The organism is Vibrio hepatarius, assembly GCF_018860525.1.
Classification (GTDB): Bacteria; Pseudomonadota; Gammaproteobacteria; order Enterobacterales; family Vibrionaceae; genus Vibrio; species Vibrio hepatarius_B.
In genome coordinates, this window is record NZ_JAHKPM010000018.1 from 128,286 (window position 1) to 143,278 (window position 14,993).

Below are 14,993 nucleotides of genomic sequence, written 5' to 3' on the forward strand. Positions count from 1 at the left end.
GTTATATCCAGATTTCCCCAAGTTTTGTGGTGCGCTTATAGTGATGGGCTATTTGAGCTTGCAGTAATTCTGCGGTTGCGACGGCATCAGTCAGTGCATGGTGTGGCGTGTAATTGGGCAGGCCATAGCGCATACGGCTTGTTCCGAGCCTAACTGACTCGGGCTTTTTACCAAATAAACTTTTTATAAAGCCACCATTCGCCTGCTGCTGGTAAGTTGTTTCAAGGTGCATGGTATCGACAACTGGAAATTCTATACCTTCATTTATACGGTCTTTTAGTGCTTGGTCGAAAAACTCCCTTTCAATTCGTTGATAATGCACCACCATGACTTTGCCTGCCATTTGTGCAAGGACTTGGTCGTATATTTCAATTAAATCAGGCGCATCGAGAATATCACTATGAGTAATGCCATGGATAATAACCGATTCTTCAGCAAGCTGCTGGCGAGGACGCACTGTCCAATGACGGGCTTGCTTGAGAAATATTCTATTAAGGTTAAACGGTACTGTACCAATGGTGATGATACCATCTTGTTTAGAATCTAACCCGGTTGTTTCAAAGTCCATCGCCAAGAAAGTGAGATCTTCTAAAGAAGTATCAGAGTTAGGCGTACCAGCGGCATAATAATTTTTGAGAGCAGTATCTTGGCTGCTTTGCTGTTTCATATGAAACGTTTTTTGCCAGTTAAGATCAGAGCTATTCATTATTTTGTTTATCATCTAGCGCCTACTTAAAGTTATTACTGGCTTGGTAACGGAATTTGAGAAAATTCTGGGCGTTACTGAGTATTTGGAAAGCATCTTTAAGGTTACGGCGTTCGAAATCAGACAAGTTCTCTGGCTCTATATTGTTATCAGGCTCAATCTCATTTTCGACGTCATAAGCTTGGTGACGTATGCGCACCATGGAGATAAACTCTAGTGCGTCTTTGAGATCACGCGCTTTTCCTTTTGGCAAAATACCGGCTTCATGGATATCATCCAAGCGTTCGAACGAATTTGTTGAGCGTGAACCAACGGCAAGCGCATGAACCCGAATCAGATCAGCAAGTGGCGCTGTTCCTCTCCGTTTTAGGTTTATCGAGTTTTTATGCTGGCCATCTTGCTCCATCACAAAGGCTTTAAAAAAGCCAAGAGGAGGCGTGCGGTTCATCGCATTTCGAGCTAAACAAGCAAGAAAACGGTTATTTTTGCGCGCTCGCCTAATAATAAATCCATTCAGTTGTTCTGCCCATTTCAATCGACCATAGACACCCACGAGATCGAAGAAAATCGAGGCATTGAGTAAAGCCTTAGGGTTAGGATCATCAATCCAGTCCGAGAAGCATTCCTCCCATTCGGTACGTGTCATACGCCAGACAGGATTGGTCGCCATAATATCGCCAGTGCAGTATGTATAACCGCATTTATCCAAACCGTCGCAGATTTTTTCCGATAAAACCGCAAAATATTGTCCATGCTTTTCACTATCGTAAGTGTTATCAAGAATGATGGCGTTGTCTTGATCTGTGACTAGTATTTGCTCGTCACGTCCCATAGAACCGAGTGCAAGGAAGCAATAAGGGATCGGAGGTTCGCCAAGTTCCTCTTCTGCGAGTTCGATAATTCTTTGTTTAAAGCTTTTACCGATAACCGACATCGCACTGCCAACCATATGTGAATTGGCATCTTCATTCACTAGTCGCACGAAGCTGTCTTTGACTTGTTCGGCGAGTGAAGATAGTTCTTCAATAGACTGCTGCTGATAAATACTACTTACTAGTAACAAAGAGTTTTGGGACTCATAGCGGACAATATCTGTGGTTTCAATAATACCAATTGGTTTTTTGTCTTTTAAAACAGGTAGGTGATGAACATTATAACGAAGCATGGTGAGCATTGCTTCATAGACATAGGCGTTATGGTCAAGAGAAATAACTTCAGTGGTCATTACACTAGACACAGGATCGTTTGGGTCCAGACCTTCGGCTAATACGCGAGTGCATAAGTCTCTATCGGTGATAATACCCACAAGAGGAGACTGATCTTCTTCATTATCCTCAAGGATATTTGGGTCTATTACTAGTAGTGATGAAACATTCTCGTCCGCCATTTTGACAGCAGCATTTTGAATAGTTTCATCTTTCTCAAGAAATGGTGTCTCACCTTTTAAAAGTGTTCGAACTTTAGAGGTAGTAAGATCATTTTGTTCATTAGTACTTGAAATAGCTTGCCGAAGGCGAGCTGTATCTTCTACTTCGACGAAATCTGCAAAGGTTTCGTGGTTATCATATAGTTCCTGGAACACAGGCTCAGGTATACAGTACAAAAGGGTATCTTTGATGGCTTTGGCAGGAAAGCGAACTTTATTGTTAGTCAAAAGCCCCATTTGTCCAAATAATGCGCCTTCATCAAGACGGTTATACAACTCGCCTTTGCGTCTGTATACTTCAACTATGCCACTTCGCACCATGTAAATGTCGTGTATCTCATCACCAAAGTGGATTACGGGCGTATCTTCACGAAAATAAGAAATCTCAACATTCTTGGTGACGAAGTTAATCACTTCATCGTCAAGTTCATCAAACGGTGGGTGTTGTAACAGGAAATTCTTTATATCCAGTAATTCTGCTTCCATCAAGGTGTCCGATGTAACCCTAGTATCTTACAATGTTACATGATCTGGTACAGGACTTCATGGTAGGTAGCGCAAAACACATATAAATTCTAGTTTGTGTATTTGTGTATTTGTGTATTTGTGTTATTTGGTTAGGTCTTCAATTATTGGGCAACTACTTCCTTCATCTCCAGGACATGTATTGATCCAAGTGGTCAGTTGTTGCTGTATTTCTTTCAGTTGACTAATCTTTACTTCCACTTCATTAAGTTTTTGCTGGGCTTTTTGTTTCACTTCGCGACTTGTGCGCATTGGGTTTTGGGCAAGCTCAACAAATTCTTTGCATTCTTGAAGTGAAAAACCAGCATTTTTGGCTCGAGAGACCAAATTAAGTTCTTGAACATGCGTGTCACCGTATTCACGATAACCCGCATCACTTCGACTGGGTGGGCTTATCACACACTTTTCCTCATAAAGACGAATTGATTTACTCGATAAGCCAGTGAGTTTTGCTACGGCGCCTATGTTCATGATGACCTCTGCTACTTTTTAGTCTGAAATGAGATGAACTATTACTTAAGTCTTTTTGAATCACAAGTAAATTATGTCCTAAGCTAACCTCTCTTCTTTGAACGCTATCTAAACTAATATTCGTACCTAATCCTTTGCTATTGAATGTAAGCTAACTCACATATTATTAATCTATTTTTTTAAGTATCTACATCTTGATAGTCATAATACAATCGTTCGGTTCCGAAAGTGAGGCAAGGCTATAGTGTTTGGCTTATTTGCGCGATGCCTACGGGCAATAAGCTTTGTGTAACTTATTTGCTTAAGTTAGCTTTTTTTCTTTATATTCATTAATCGAAGGATATTTGTGTCTAAAGTCATTTTAAAGGGTTTTATTTTAATCCCTGAGTCAGAAATTGAACTAATCAAAAATGAACTCGTTAATCATCAAAGCCTTACGTTAGATGAGAGCGGCTGTATTACCTTTCAAATAACTGAAAATATAAACAACCCATTACGTCTTGACGTTTATGAAGAGTTCACAGATAAAGCCGCTTTTGAGTATCACCAAAAGCGAGTTAAAGCATCTCTTTGGGGAAAGGTAACCACTAATTGTCAGCGTCATTATGAAGTGTTTGAATAAGTATTTATCAGTCTTATTCTGTAATACGGAGTGGACTATAAGAAGTAAACCTACATGTCATGCTTGGCTTTGTAAAACATGGAAACGACTTTTACGTCGATACTTTAGCGCAGGCGCAGATCAAACTCTAGGCTTTAGCCATACTATCCCAAGTATTGTTCTTTATTTAAGAACAATGTTTTCTACTGCGCTTGTTTTTCATTTTAATTTATTCGATTAATCTGGCTTTACTTTGTTAACACACTCGTCTTAATTCGGAGAGCCATTATGAATTTAATCAAAGTTAAGCCTGCAACAGTGTTAGTTTCACTAGCCTTAGCGTCAGCAACGCTTCAAACTGCAACCGCAAAAGATACCGCCGCTCAACCCATCATGCCTGCAAATGTAGTCAGCGTTTATAAAGCGCCAGCGGGTCTCACCATTAGTGACATTCAGAGAGAGAAAGTCATTCTAGCGGTTAAGAAGGCGAGTGAAGGCTGGAAAGAGGCATTTAACCGAGGTGATGCAAGAGCGGCAGCCAGATTTTATGAAACAAACAGTGTTACTACTGCCATCCCATTTGGTATCTATATGGGTCAAGAGGCCGCTGAAGGACTTTGGGAGCATATTATTAATAGTGGTTACAAGCACGTAGAGTATAAAAATGCCAAAATTGAAGTCATAGATACGAATGCAGCAGTGCTATCTGCATCTTGGGAAATGAATAAAGCCTATGGAATTATTACTAAAGAATTGTGGGTATTACAGGGTGATGACTCAGCTAAGTTAAGGGTTGATAACTTTGAAGTTGTTGGTGCTAAATAATAGCAACTACCGTCATAGGTTTCTTAGCAGGCGCTGATCAGCGCCTACTAAGAAAAGTTGTTTAAGAACAAAATATTAAAGTTATTAAACCTTAATAGGTTATTAAAGTTCGTTGCGGCGCTCATTTATCTTATTGTTATTTGTTCTATGTAGTCAGTCAGAGATTGTGGGTCATCATCGTATATGGGCGGTTTGTTCTAATCTGTTTATTTGGTGGTGTGAAGTTAATGTTAAGATCTAGGTTTGATTAATCGGTAATAGTACCTCAAGTACTATACTGAACTAACAGTTGAGAAATCCCTGAGTGTGTTGTAGTTGAAATGAAAGTGATGATCGGTGTGTGTTTTCTGTTAGGTAATATAAATGTGTTGCTTGCTAAGCCAATATCGGTAACGTTATTTTCTACCAATGACTTCCCTCCATACAGCTACAGTATAAATGGTGAAGCCAAGGGAATTTATCCTGATATTGTTCGTCACATAGCAAAATCAATGCCTAACTTTGATGTGACCATTAAACCAGTGCCTTGGAATAGAGGTCTAATGCTGTTAGAAAGTGGCAAAGGTTTTGGTTTTATGCCCCCTTATTATCTACCTGACGTGCGGCCATACATCAACCCTTACTCAGAGCCTTTATTTGAAGAAACAGTTTCAATTTATTGTCACATTGATGTGGTTAGAAAATTGAGTGACCCAATTATTTGGCCAGAGACTTTCTATGGTTTGCGTGTTGGTATTAATTCTGGTTATAACTTGGGTGATCAGGCATTTTGGCAGGCTCAAGAGCGCGGTGATATTAAGGTTCGAGAAGCGAAAGACCCAGAAGCAAATATATTAATGCTGCGTGAAAAACGCAACGATTGTTACCTGCACATTTCACTGTCGACTAATTGGACCTTACGCCAGATGCAAAATAAAACAGAAATAGCAAATAGTGATTGGATGGTGATGGTAAAAGAGGTGAGCTCACAATTTGGCTATATTGGCTATACCGCCATTGCTGATGGTTTTCCATTTAAAAAACAGTTTATCGATATTTTTAATAGTGAGTTTCTTAAGCAAAGAGAGTCTGGCACGTTAGAAAACGTGATTGCTCCATACCTTGAAGAGTAACCTTCGCTTGTTGTTATTTTAGTGAACAAATAGTTAGATCTTAAGGCTTAGCCATCTTTTGTAGATGCTCGATAAATAACGGTACTTTTTTGGCTAAATGCTTTCTTGATGAATAAAAAGCATACAGAACAAGATCTTCTGGCTCATATTCGAGATGCAACTCAGAGAGTTGGCCGTTAGCGATTTCCTCCTGGCATAACTCAATCGGAAGTATAGCGACACCCATTCCAGCAAGTGCGCCTTGTTTCGCGATCAGACCACTATTGACTCGGAAGGTAGACTGTACTTTCTGAGCAATAAAGCCCCCTTGACGGTTCTTGAAAATCCAAGGTTCGCCCTGTAACACAGACAAACTAGTAATACATGGTACATGGAGCAAGTCGCTCAAACTATATGGCTTTGGGTTAGTGTGTAATAGTTTTGGCGCTGCAACCACAGTACTTTGCCAACGAATAATCTCTCGTGCTACCCAACTGCTGTCGGGTAATGATCCACGATGAAAGCTTAAAAATACATCAAACCCGTCCAGTAAGTCTGGATTGGGGTTAAGGCTGGTATCACAACATAATGAAATTGAAGGGTTCTCTGTACAAAAAGAGACAACTGCTTTGGCTAATTGAGGTGAGTCTGGCATAAGTACTCTCAGTTGGCCAAACGCATCATGACTATGGTGAGTAATATTACATAACGCTTCATTAAGCCTGTCGAAGAGAGGTTGAGTTTGGGTGTAAAGTTGATTGCCTGCTGGTGTCGGTGAAGTCTTTCGTGTCGTTCGATTAAATAGGCGAGTGTGGAGTGTGTCTTCGAGTAATGCAATGTGCCTACTGACATTTGACGTCGGCAATCCAAGAAACTCAGACGCCTTTTTGAAACTATTGTTTTCGTAGACACAATGAAAACTTCTCAACCACTGTTGGTCAATTTTTTCTAACACACGATTATCCTATTTGGTTGGATTAATAGACCTAAAATAGCCACTTTATTACCATTTTTGGTTTTATACAATGCTTCAACAGGAATCAGTGGAAGGTTATGAATGTACGGAAGCAGTATATATTGTGCAATTATCAAATGTATGGGACTTTAAAAATGAATTGGCTAGAGAAATTATTCGTTCGTAATAATATAATTAAAACACGCAAGCCTAGGATACCAGAGGGTGTTTGGATGCAGTGTCCCGATTGTTCTAAGACTTTATACCAAGCCTTTATCGAACAAAACTTATATGTATGCCCTGAGTGCACGCATCATATGAGAATGCCTGCTCGCAGGCGATTAGAATTTTTTCTCGATGAAACAGAGCAAGTTGAACTGGCTAGTGAACTAGAGCCAAAAGATATTATTGGCTTTAAAGATGTAAAACACTACCAAGATCGTTTACGGCATGCTCAAGAAACGACAGGAGAAAAAGATGCTCTGATAGTCCTAAAAGGTAAGTTGCATGGTTTACCCATCGTGGCTTGCGCGTTTGAGTTTTCATTTATGGCGGGATCGATGGGATCGGTCGTGGGAGCAAGATTTGTTACCGCCGTTGAAACCGCGATTACCGAGAAATGTGGACTGGTGTGTTTTTCAGCTTGTGGTGGAGCACGTATGCAAGAGTCATTAATGTCACTATTGCAGATGTCTAAAACCAGCGCCGCTCTTGGGCGATTATCTCAACTACGGTTACCGTACATTTCGGTTCTTACAGACCAGACGTTTGGTGGTGTTTCGGCAAGTTTAGCTATGTTGGGTGATATCAATATTGCTGAACCAAGAGCAAGAATCGGTTTTGCTGGTCGGCGCGTCATAGAGCAAACGGTTCGCCAGCAATTGCCGGATGAATTCCAACGTAGTGAGTTTTTATTGGAGCATGGCGCCATCGATATGATTGTGGATAGGAGGTGTATGCGCAAGAGAGTCGCAAGCTTAGTTTCTATGCTTATGAACCAACAAATTGTTGAGATCTAAACTCAAAAGTAGGCTGAAATAATAAAGTTGGTCTTCTTCATTTCGTGTGGTTTTAGTCTTTGTCGGCGATTCTTGCCTTATTTAACGGTCAATATTCGAACGCTATTTATCCATTATCACTACTCAATGAGGTGAATATTTCTTATTCACTTTAGTTCACGCGCTTAAATCCTTTGTATTTGGGTGGTTGATGGTGTTATTTTGACCATGTCACTTCAGGGCGACAATGTTTTTAAAATTTTGATTTTTAATGCTATTTTTTTTTGATGATCTGATTCACATTAAATCATAAATGTTTTTTTTGAATAAATTACCTCTCCACTTATCATTTCTTTCCTATTGGGGTTGAAAAGTATTGTTATTTTGAATGGCGCAACATGTTCAAACCATGCATTTCAACTCTCAACTTATTAAATATTAGAAATTTCTTTGGAGTATTAATGAAACTCACAACATTAAGTGTGTTATTTTCGTCGTTGTATTTTGGTTTGGTTAGTAATGTTTTTGCTGAAGAGGCAACACTGACATTTAAAGAATCTGTCGACACTGCGTGCGGTGTAAAGATGGTGGCAAATCAAGAAGGTACTATCCTGTTTGATAGTGAAGAAGCCGCTAGCGAAACCTATGTAAAGTTTACGCCAATCAGCAATGACTCGGGCAAGCAACTGAGTTTAACCGTCGGCCCTTTTGACGGAAGTATACCGCTTATTAACGGTCAAAACGCTGTAACAAACAACACGAAATTGTGGGTTACTGCAAACGATTCTAGCCAGATAGATTTTGATTCTATAAAAGCTAAATATAACTTAGAAAGTGGTAAAGAGCACAAGGCTATAGCTGTTGTGAACCATCAAAAAAGTGAAATTATTGAAAGTGAAGCTACGTATACCGTAACCGCGACCATTCAGCTTACCTGTCTATAGTGGTTGTAAATTAAAGTACCTGTAATTAGAGTTGGATAGTTGTAATACACCGATGATGAAATCTCCATTTAAATTAATGATGATGTTTATACTGAGCTTAAGTTACTCAGAATTTATTTATGCGCAATCAATAAGTAATCGATCATTAGAAAGTGTATTTTTTAGCACAAATGATCGTTTACTGGTTACTTTTGGTAACTTAAATAAATACTCTGAAACCTACAAGATATCGGTGAGTAAATTGTATTTTAGTTTAAATGACGTTACCACTCTCACTAATAATACTGATAGTGAAAATAGTGAAAAACAACTATCCGATTTTTTTAATAAGATAAAGCCTGAAAGTACTACTAAAAGAAAGCTGAATAAAGTATTTAAATTAGCTGCAGGAAAAACACGTAAAGTAAAAATTCCAGTATTCAACTTAGAAAAAAATAAATTTAACTTTTATCGTATTTGTAGTGAGTCTGAACCTAAAGGTGGTTATGTATACGAGGTGTGTACGCACTCTGTTATATACTACTCTCAGAAAAAGTAAGGCCGATATATGAAGTGCTTTTTTGTCTTTTTTTTAATTACGTTTTCAAATACATTATTTGCATCGTGTGAAATTACAAATATAAGAAATAATGTTAAAAAAGAAAACCTAAAAGAAGGCGATGACTATGTTGAAAGCGTACCTATGCATATTTGTCACTTTTTAGTAGATGTGAATCCAGTTACAGGACAGAAGTATGATAGTCCGATAATGATATTTAAGATCTCGCCAATTAAATTAGACTCTGGAGTAAAGTTTAGGCATCGGGTTAGGGTGTCTGTTTCCGGGGCTGCCCATCGTCGTTGCTTGGTTGGCCAAAGAGGGCATTACTTTCGAGATAGAGATTACTATCCTAATGAAGGTCGATGCCGTACTGTTGACTTCGTTCCAATGAAGTTTAATTTTCAGCGTAATGGTCGTGACTCCAGTGATAACCCTATGCTAATTATCTTTAAAATGGACATCTCACAGGTAACAAGCGATAAGTATATTGATTTAAAAATAGGACATGAAACTATCTTGAATCAAGTGATTTATTTTGAATATGAACAAGAAAAGATTGAAAATACTCCAGACTCCTGCAGTATAAAAGTTTATGGAGACATCGGAGGTATGATATTTATTGACGAACCTGATAAAAGAAATAAAACCTTCGATGTTCATATGCATGCTCAAGGTAGGCGGCGTCTTAAGCTAATAAGTAACTCAAATAGCCCAATCTTAAATGGTAAATTTGAAGGTTACGCTGTTGAAGAATACAATAATGGAAGAATGGTCAAAGACTCAGTTTGGGAAATGAACGCTGATCATACCCTTACTCTCGCAGGATTTCACGCTTTAAGACTTGCACCCAAATATAACTATAACAAGTCTGATTTACCACCTGGTGATTATATAACCACATTGGAAATAGTGTGCGAATAATATTACTGATCGTTAGTTTACTACCATTTCATACTCAGGCACATATGCAAGCCCCAAGAGAATTAAATGAAGTGGTGTATAGTCAATTTCCTCAAGTTGAATTAACCCTAGGAAATGCATACGAGATCGATAAAATCTATTCGCTAGAGGTGAATGGATATTTAGTAGAGGAAGCTATTCGTCTGAAAGGAAATCAAGTGAAGAAACAGTTGATACAGCTGCCAAAAATTGAGCCAAATAAAGTCAATCGTTTTAGGGTTTGCTCTATGACTGCAGCGACACAAGAGGTAAGAAGTAAGATATGTTCAAGAGTAAATGTTTATTATCCACAGCGATAATTCTCGCTCTGTGGCTAAATGTTGTCTCGGCAGCAGGCCTGAGTATTCCTAGTGCGTCTGTACCCGGGGGGTACGATCGCGTAACCACTTCTGATGGCGTGACTTGTGAATCAACCATAGCCAGTAGTTCTTATGTTCAAGCAGGCTTGATGGGTGTCACTGAAGACAGTGACTACAACCGTGTTACTACCCCAAACTATTCGGCTAACATCGAGAATAAAGACGAAGTGGGTGCCTATGTACAAGTGGTGATCCCTTTTGGCGGCGGCAAGCGTGAGCGTTTGAACTGTAACCGTCTATACAATATTGAAATTGATCGATTAAAAGCAGAGATCGACAAGCTGAAAGCTGAAGCAAATCTAGGCGATATTTGGTCGCAAGCGAGTGAAGAACAAAATAAAAGCGCTCCTAAGATGATTACAGTCGATGAAACGCGTGGAACTGCACTTTTTGATAGTGACGACTATTCACTGAACGCTTCGTTTACTTATAAGTTTAACGATGCTGTATTTACACTTCTGGATAATGACCAGTTGAAAGTGAAAGTTATCGTACATACTGATTCCGGTTTGCCTGAAAATGAAGAGGCTCAATTAGCTGAGCAAAGAGCAGACTCTATCGCAAAGTATTTAGAAAGTCGGGGTATCGATAAGAGTCGGATAAGAGTCCTCGCAAGAGGGAATTTGTACCCTATTGAGTCAAGTGATACACAGGAAGGGCGTAATGCTAATACACGAGTCGAATTTATTATTGAAGAATTGTAATTAATGGGCAAAGTATCTGCATCAATCAATATAAAAGCGTTTGTTTGACATTTTATTGGCCATTTTTTGCCAAAGTAATCCATTTTCAATTCTGCATCGTATAAATCATTAGATTGAACTAGGAGAAGACGAAATGGAATTGCAAATCGAATCATTGGAAGGTGGAATTTACTTAGCTTACTCTGTAGATGGCGAGGATAGAATGCTTTTACGTGATAGAAAGCATGATCCTCTGAAGTTCCAGAGTTTGTGTCAGGCAAAAGAGCATTTTAAAGATGAAAATTATCATAGTGCTTGTCTTGTTCACTTGAGTGCTTACGATGAAATGTGCGGTGAAAACATAGCAGCAGGGATCCCGCTTAAAACTGAACTGCAATGGTTCTGACACAAACACTTCTTCTGCAACCCTTTTCAATGTTTAGGTCAAAGCATTCGCTTTGACCTATCGTGGTTTGGCTTGCTACCCAATCGAGTCGCTCGGTCTTGTGATTGATTTCTATTGAGTATGATATGTTGGTACTGCAATTATGTCAGCCGCAAATTAACGCTTAGCGTCGCAAAGCGAGTGAGACTTTGGATGTAGGTTTACGACCAAGAGCCTCACTGATTTCCCAACCCGCTTGGGCAAGGCAGTGCAAATCAATGCCTGTTTCTATACCTAAGCCGTGACATAGATAAACTACATCTTCGGTGGCCACATTACCCGAAGCTCCGGCCGCGTATGGGCAACCGCCTAAACCTGCAACGCTGCTGTCTATAACTCGGACGCCCATTTGCAGAGACTGATAAATATTGGACAGTGCCTGTCCATAGGTATCGTGAAAATGTACTGCAATGCGCTCAAGTGATACTTGAGCGCTTACAGCACTTATCACCTTTGCAACTCGCATTGGTGTTGCTGTTCCTATGGTGTCTCCGAGCGAGACCTCATAGCAGCCGAGATCAATGAGCGACTTAGCGATATGGGCTACTTGGTCTGGATCGGTCGGGCCATCATAAGGGCAATCAACAATACAGGATAAATATCCCCTCACAGGGATACCTTTCAACTTTGCTTGCTCGATGACGGGCTTGAACATGGCCAAGCTGTCTTCAATGGAGCAGTTGATGTTTTTTTTGCAAAAGCCCTCTGATGCGGAAGTAAACACCGCAACTTCACTAGCGTTTGCTATTAGTGCCTTTTCTAGCCCTTTGAGGTTGGGAGTAAGCGCGCTATATTGAATATGAGGGGCACGCCTTATCTGTTGCATGACATCCAATGAATCGGCCATTTGTGGTACCCACTTGGGAGATACAAATGCACCAGCCTCAATAAAACTGAGCCCACTGGTTGAGAGTTGATTGATCAGTTTAACCTTAGCTTGTGTTGAAACAGCACTCTCATTTTGTAAGCCATCACGAGGTCCGACCTCAACGATTTTGACTGATTTAGGAAGTACCATGTTTAGACTCATGACGGTTCCTCATTTACCCAACTAGGTGAGCGCTTGTCAAAGAATGCGCTAAGTCCTTCTTGTCCTTGCTCTGAGACCCTAACTTTAGCGATTAGCTCACTGGTAAATTCTATCAGGTTGTCGTCCAGTGGTTTAGATTCACACTCTTGAATCAATTGTTTGGTTTTTTCCATAGCGATAGGGCTGTTGGTCAGAAGGTGGGTGATAACAGCTTCTCTGCGATCGTTCATTTGGTCGGTTGAAACTATGTCATGAATCAATCCCATCTCGTGTGCATGCTGGGCATCAAAGCGCTCTGCTGTCAGCATATAGCGTCTTGCCTGACGAGCGCCAATAGTGCGATTAACATAAGGCGCAATAGTTGCAGGCACTAAACCCAGTTTTACCTCACTAAGGCAAAATAGCGCACTATCGTCTGCAAGTGCTATGTCGCAGCAACAAATGAGACCTAGAGCTCCTCCAAAGGCGCAGCCATGAACCAGTGAAAGGGTAGGCCGAGGGAAGCTGTCTAGGCAATGCATTAGATGAGCTAATCTTGATGCATCTTGGCGATTTTCTTGCTCAGTTTTGCTTGCCATAGACTTCATCCAGGCTAAATCCGCACCAGCAGAGAAATGTTTGCCATTTCCCTGTAGCACTAGGCATCTAACTGATGAGTCTTGTGCAAGGGTGACGATTGATTCGATCAGTGCTTCAATGACTTCAATGTTAAAAGCGTTATGCTTCTCAACGCGGTTAAGTGTTAATGTCGCAACGCCGCGTGAATCAATTGTGCAATCGAGGTATGTCCTATCCTTGGTGTTGCTCATTCCGTATCCTTACATTCTGAATATACCAAATTGGCTATCTTGAATCGGCGCTTGAGCGACCGCTTTTAGTGCTTGCGACAGAACATCACGTGTTTGTTTAGGATCTATTATGCCATCGTCCCATAACCTTGCGCTGGCGTAGTAAGGGTGTCCTTGCTGCTCATAAAGATTAACGATTCCTTTTTTAAACTGGTTTTCCTGAATGTCGGACCATGGTTCACCTTGGCGTTTTAGGACTTCACGTTTTACTTGGGTTAAAACCCCCGCAGCTTGCTCGCCTCCCATCACAGATATTCTGGCATTGGGCCACATCCACATCAGTGCTGGATCGTAGGCTCGCCCACACATGCCGTAATTACCTGCGCCATATGAGCCACCTATAATGATGGTAAATTTAGGTACATCAGCGCACGCCACTGCCATCACAAGTTTAGCGCCATGTTTTGCAATACCTCCTTCTTCGACTTTTTTGCCGACCATGAAGCCGGTAATGTTTTGCAAGAAGAGGAGAGGGATTTTACGCTTGGAGCAAAGTTCAATAAAGTGAGCGCCTTTTTGCGCCGATTCTGCGAACAAAATACCATTGTTGGCAACGATACCGATGAGTCTACCTTCGATGCGAGCAAAACCACAGACAAGTGTCGTACCAAATAATGCTTTGAATTCATCAAAATCTGAGTCATCGACAATTCGCGCTATGACTTCTCTTACATCAAAAGATAAACGTAAATCTGAATTAACTATGCCATATATTTCTTCAGCAGGCAGCCTAGGAGGCAGGGCTTTGTTGACTGGCACTTGGTTGACTACTTGGTTAGTGTTTCCAAGCGCTTCGCGTGCCATGTGCATGGCTTGCTGCTCATTTTCAGCGTAATAGTCTGCAACGCCAGACTTTCGACAGTGAACATCTGCACCGCCAAGTTCTTCATCAGTGACTATCTCACCAGTAGCGGCTTTCACAAGAGGGGGACCAGCAAGGTAAATAGTGCCCTGTTTTTTTACAATCACAGACACATCGGCCATGGCAGGTATATATGCACCTCCTGCGGTACAAGGTCCTAAGACAACGGCAATTTGAGGTATGCCTTTGGCAGACATACGAGCCTGATTAAAGAAGATCCGACCGAAGTGATCTTTATCTGGAAACACTTCAGCTTGATGGGGAAGGTTAGCACCGCCAGAATCGACTAAATAGAGACAAGGTAAATTGCATCGCTCAGCGATTTCTTGTGCCCTAAGGTGTTTCTTGACTGTCAGTGGATAATAGGTTCCGCCTTTCACTGAAGGGTCGTTCGCCAATACCATACAAGGAACACCTCTAATTTGGCCAATACCAGCGACAACACCTGCACAAGCTATCGATTCTTCATAGACTTCCCATGCCGCGAACTGGCCAATTTCGAGAAACTCTGAGCCAGCATCAAGCAGAAGATCGATCCGTTCTCGAACAGGAAGTTTACCTTTTTTTCTTTGCCTTTCTACCGCTTTGGGCCCACCGCCTTGTTTGAGGCTTTCTAAATCGGCACTGAGTTTTTCTACCAGCCCAGCCATTGCTTGTTGGTTCTTAACAAACAATGGGGAATCGGTTTTGATCTTAGTTTTTATTACTGCCATAACATCCTCG

General features: G+C 40.7%; 17 protein-coding genes. 10 read left to right on the forward strand and 7 right to left on the reverse strand.

The window, feature by feature from the left end; all coding sequences use genetic code 11:
- Position 1: 1 nt before the first annotated feature.
- From KO511_RS05900 to cueR, 3 genes are all read right to left on the reverse strand, one after another.
- Positions 2–721 (reverse strand): 3'-5' exonuclease, encoded by a 720-nt coding sequence (locus KO511_RS05900; RefSeq protein WP_215986547.1) that lies wholly within the window; start codon positions 719–721, stop codon positions 2–4.
- Between the two features lie 7 nt (positions 722–728).
- The gene (locus tag KO511_RS05905) at positions 729–2,618 is read right to left on the reverse strand and encodes a putative nucleotidyltransferase substrate binding domain-containing protein (protein ID WP_215986548.1); all 1,890 of its coding nucleotides are present in this window, start codon (positions 2,616–2,618) and stop codon (positions 729–731) included.
- A 123-nt stretch (positions 2,619–2,741) separates the two neighbouring features.
- Positions 2,742–3,128, reverse strand: a complete 387-nt coding sequence (gene cueR / locus KO511_RS05910) for a Cu(I)-responsive transcriptional regulator (RefSeq protein WP_215986549.1) — start codon at positions 3,126–3,128, stop codon at positions 2,742–2,744.
- A 346-nt stretch (positions 3,129–3,474) separates the two neighbouring features.
- Here cueR and KO511_RS05915 point away from each other — a divergent pair, with 346 nt between their 5' ends.
- The 3 genes from KO511_RS05915 (at position 3,475) to KO511_RS05925 (ending at position 5,666) form a co-directional block, all read left to right on the forward strand.
- Positions 3,475–3,750, forward strand: a complete 276-nt coding sequence (locus KO511_RS05915; RefSeq protein ID WP_215986550.1) for a putative quinol monooxygenase — start codon at positions 3,475–3,477, stop codon at positions 3,748–3,750.
- A 267-nt stretch (positions 3,751–4,017) separates the two neighbouring features.
- A complete protein-coding gene (locus KO511_RS05920; RefSeq protein ID WP_215986551.1) occupies positions 4,018–4,554 on the forward strand; it encodes a hypothetical protein in 537 nt (178 codons plus the stop codon).
- 320 nt (positions 4,555–4,874) lie between these two features.
- Positions 4,875–5,666: a substrate-binding periplasmic protein gene (locus KO511_RS05925; RefSeq protein WP_215986552.1), complete on the forward strand. Its 792-nt coding sequence runs from the start codon at positions 4,875–4,877 to the stop codon at positions 5,664–5,666.
- 40 nt (positions 5,667–5,706) lie between these two features.
- Here KO511_RS05925 and KO511_RS05930 read toward each other — a convergent pair whose 3' ends face one another.
- The gene (locus tag KO511_RS05930; RefSeq protein WP_215986553.1) at positions 5,707–6,600 is read right to left on the reverse strand and encodes a LysR family transcriptional regulator; all 894 of its coding nucleotides are present in this window, start codon (positions 6,598–6,600) and stop codon (positions 5,707–5,709) included.
- Positions 6,601–6,755: 155 nt separating this feature from the next.
- Between KO511_RS05930 and accD the strand changes: the two genes are divergently transcribed.
- The 7 genes from accD (at position 6,756) to KO511_RS05965 (ending at position 11,491) form a co-directional block, all read left to right on the forward strand.
- Positions 6,756–7,619: an acetyl-CoA carboxylase, carboxyltransferase subunit beta gene (gene accD, locus KO511_RS05935; protein WP_215986554.1), complete on the forward strand. Its 864-nt coding sequence runs from the start codon at positions 6,756–6,758 to the stop codon at positions 7,617–7,619.
- A gap of 440 nt (positions 7,620–8,059) precedes the next feature.
- Complete coding sequence (locus tag KO511_RS05940; RefSeq protein WP_215986555.1) at positions 8,060–8,542, forward strand: hypothetical protein; 483 nt, start codon at positions 8,060–8,062, stop codon at positions 8,540–8,542.
- A gap of 52 nt (positions 8,543–8,594) precedes the next feature.
- Positions 8,595–9,080, forward strand: a complete 486-nt coding sequence (locus KO511_RS05945; RefSeq protein ID WP_215986556.1) for a hypothetical protein — start codon at positions 8,595–8,597, stop codon at positions 9,078–9,080.
- Between the two features lie 9 nt (positions 9,081–9,089).
- Positions 9,090–10,004, forward strand: a complete 915-nt coding sequence (locus KO511_RS05950) for a hypothetical protein (RefSeq protein WP_215986557.1) — start codon at positions 9,090–9,092, stop codon at positions 10,002–10,004.
- Positions 9,995–10,342 (forward strand): hypothetical protein, encoded by a 348-nt coding sequence (locus KO511_RS05955; RefSeq protein ID WP_215986558.1) that lies wholly within the window; start codon positions 9,995–9,997, stop codon positions 10,340–10,342. Before KO511_RS05950 ends, KO511_RS05955 begins: the two co-directional genes overlap by 10 nt.
- Entirely contained in the window at positions 10,306–11,106 is an 801-nt protein-coding gene (locus KO511_RS05960; protein ID WP_215986559.1) for an OmpA family protein, read from the forward strand. The genes KO511_RS05955 and KO511_RS05960 overlap by 37 nt, the downstream gene beginning before the upstream one ends.
- Positions 11,107–11,239: 133 nt before the next feature.
- Positions 11,240–11,491: a DUF6482 family protein gene (locus tag KO511_RS05965; protein ID WP_125321236.1), complete on the forward strand. Its 252-nt coding sequence runs from the start codon at positions 11,240–11,242 to the stop codon at positions 11,489–11,491.
- Between the two features lie 163 nt (positions 11,492–11,654).
- On the opposite strand, the gene KO511_RS05970 is transcribed toward KO511_RS05965, so the two are convergent.
- Genes KO511_RS05970 through KO511_RS05980 form a run of 3 tightly spaced genes read right to left on the reverse strand, consistent with a single transcriptional unit; the run spans position 11,655 to position 14,983 of the window.
- Positions 11,655–12,548, reverse strand: a complete 894-nt coding sequence (locus tag KO511_RS05970; protein ID WP_215986603.1) for a hydroxymethylglutaryl-CoA lyase — start codon at positions 12,546–12,548, stop codon at positions 11,655–11,657.
- 8 nt (positions 12,549–12,556) lie between these two features.
- Positions 12,557–13,369, reverse strand: a complete 813-nt coding sequence (locus KO511_RS05975) for an enoyl-CoA hydratase/isomerase family protein (RefSeq protein ID WP_215986560.1) — start codon at positions 13,367–13,369, stop codon at positions 12,557–12,559.
- A 9-nt stretch (positions 13,370–13,378) separates the two neighbouring features.
- On the reverse strand, positions 13,379–14,983 hold the full coding sequence (locus KO511_RS05980; RefSeq protein ID WP_215986561.1) for a carboxyl transferase domain-containing protein: 1,605 nt from the start codon (positions 14,981–14,983) through the stop codon (positions 13,379–13,381).
- Between the last annotated feature and the right edge of the window lie 10 nt (positions 14,984–14,993).

Bases quoted from the DNA above. Each gene is read 5' to 3' on its own strand.
- KO511_RS05925 (WP_215986552.1), top strand. From the start codon at position 4,875: ATGAAAGTGATGATCGGTGTGTGTTTTCTGTTAGGTAATATAAATGTG.
- KO511_RS05975 (WP_215986560.1), bottom strand. From the start codon at position 13,369: ATGAGCAACACCAAGGATAGGACATACCTCGATTGCACAATTGATTCA.
- KO511_RS05900 (WP_215986547.1), bottom strand. From the start codon at position 721: ATGATAAACAAAATAATGAATAGCTCTGATCTTAACTGGCAAAAAACG.
- KO511_RS05965 (WP_125321236.1), top strand. From the start codon at position 11,240: ATGGAATTGCAAATCGAATCATTGGAAGGTGGAATTTACTTAGCTTAC.
- accD (WP_215986554.1), top strand. From the start codon at position 6,756: ATGAATTGGCTAGAGAAATTATTCGTTCGTAATAATATAATTAAAACA.
- KO511_RS05940 (WP_215986555.1), top strand. From the start codon at position 8,060: ATGAAACTCACAACATTAAGTGTGTTATTTTCGTCGTTGTATTTTGGT.
- KO511_RS05905 (WP_215986548.1), bottom strand. From the start codon at position 2,618: ATGGAAGCAGAATTACTGGATATAAAGAATTTCCTGTTACAACACCCA.
- KO511_RS05980 (WP_215986561.1), bottom strand. From the start codon at position 14,983: ATGGCAGTAATAAAAACTAAGATCAAAACCGATTCCCCATTGTTTGTT.
- KO511_RS05960 (WP_215986559.1), top strand. From the start codon at position 10,306: ATGTTCAAGAGTAAATGTTTATTATCCACAGCGATAATTCTCGCTCTG.
- KO511_RS05970 (WP_215986603.1), bottom strand. From the start codon at position 12,548: ATGGTACTTCCTAAATCAGTCAAAATCGTTGAGGTCGGACCTCGTGAT.
- KO511_RS05920 (WP_215986551.1), top strand. From the start codon at position 4,018: ATGAATTTAATCAAAGTTAAGCCTGCAACAGTGTTAGTTTCACTAGCC.
- KO511_RS05945 (WP_215986556.1), top strand. From the start codon at position 8,595: ATGATGAAATCTCCATTTAAATTAATGATGATGTTTATACTGAGCTTA.
- cueR (WP_215986549.1), bottom strand. From the start codon at position 3,128: ATGAACATAGGCGCCGTAGCAAAACTCACTGGCTTATCGAGTAAATCA.
- KO511_RS05950 (WP_215986557.1), top strand. From the start codon at position 9,090: ATGAAGTGCTTTTTTGTCTTTTTTTTAATTACGTTTTCAAATACATTA.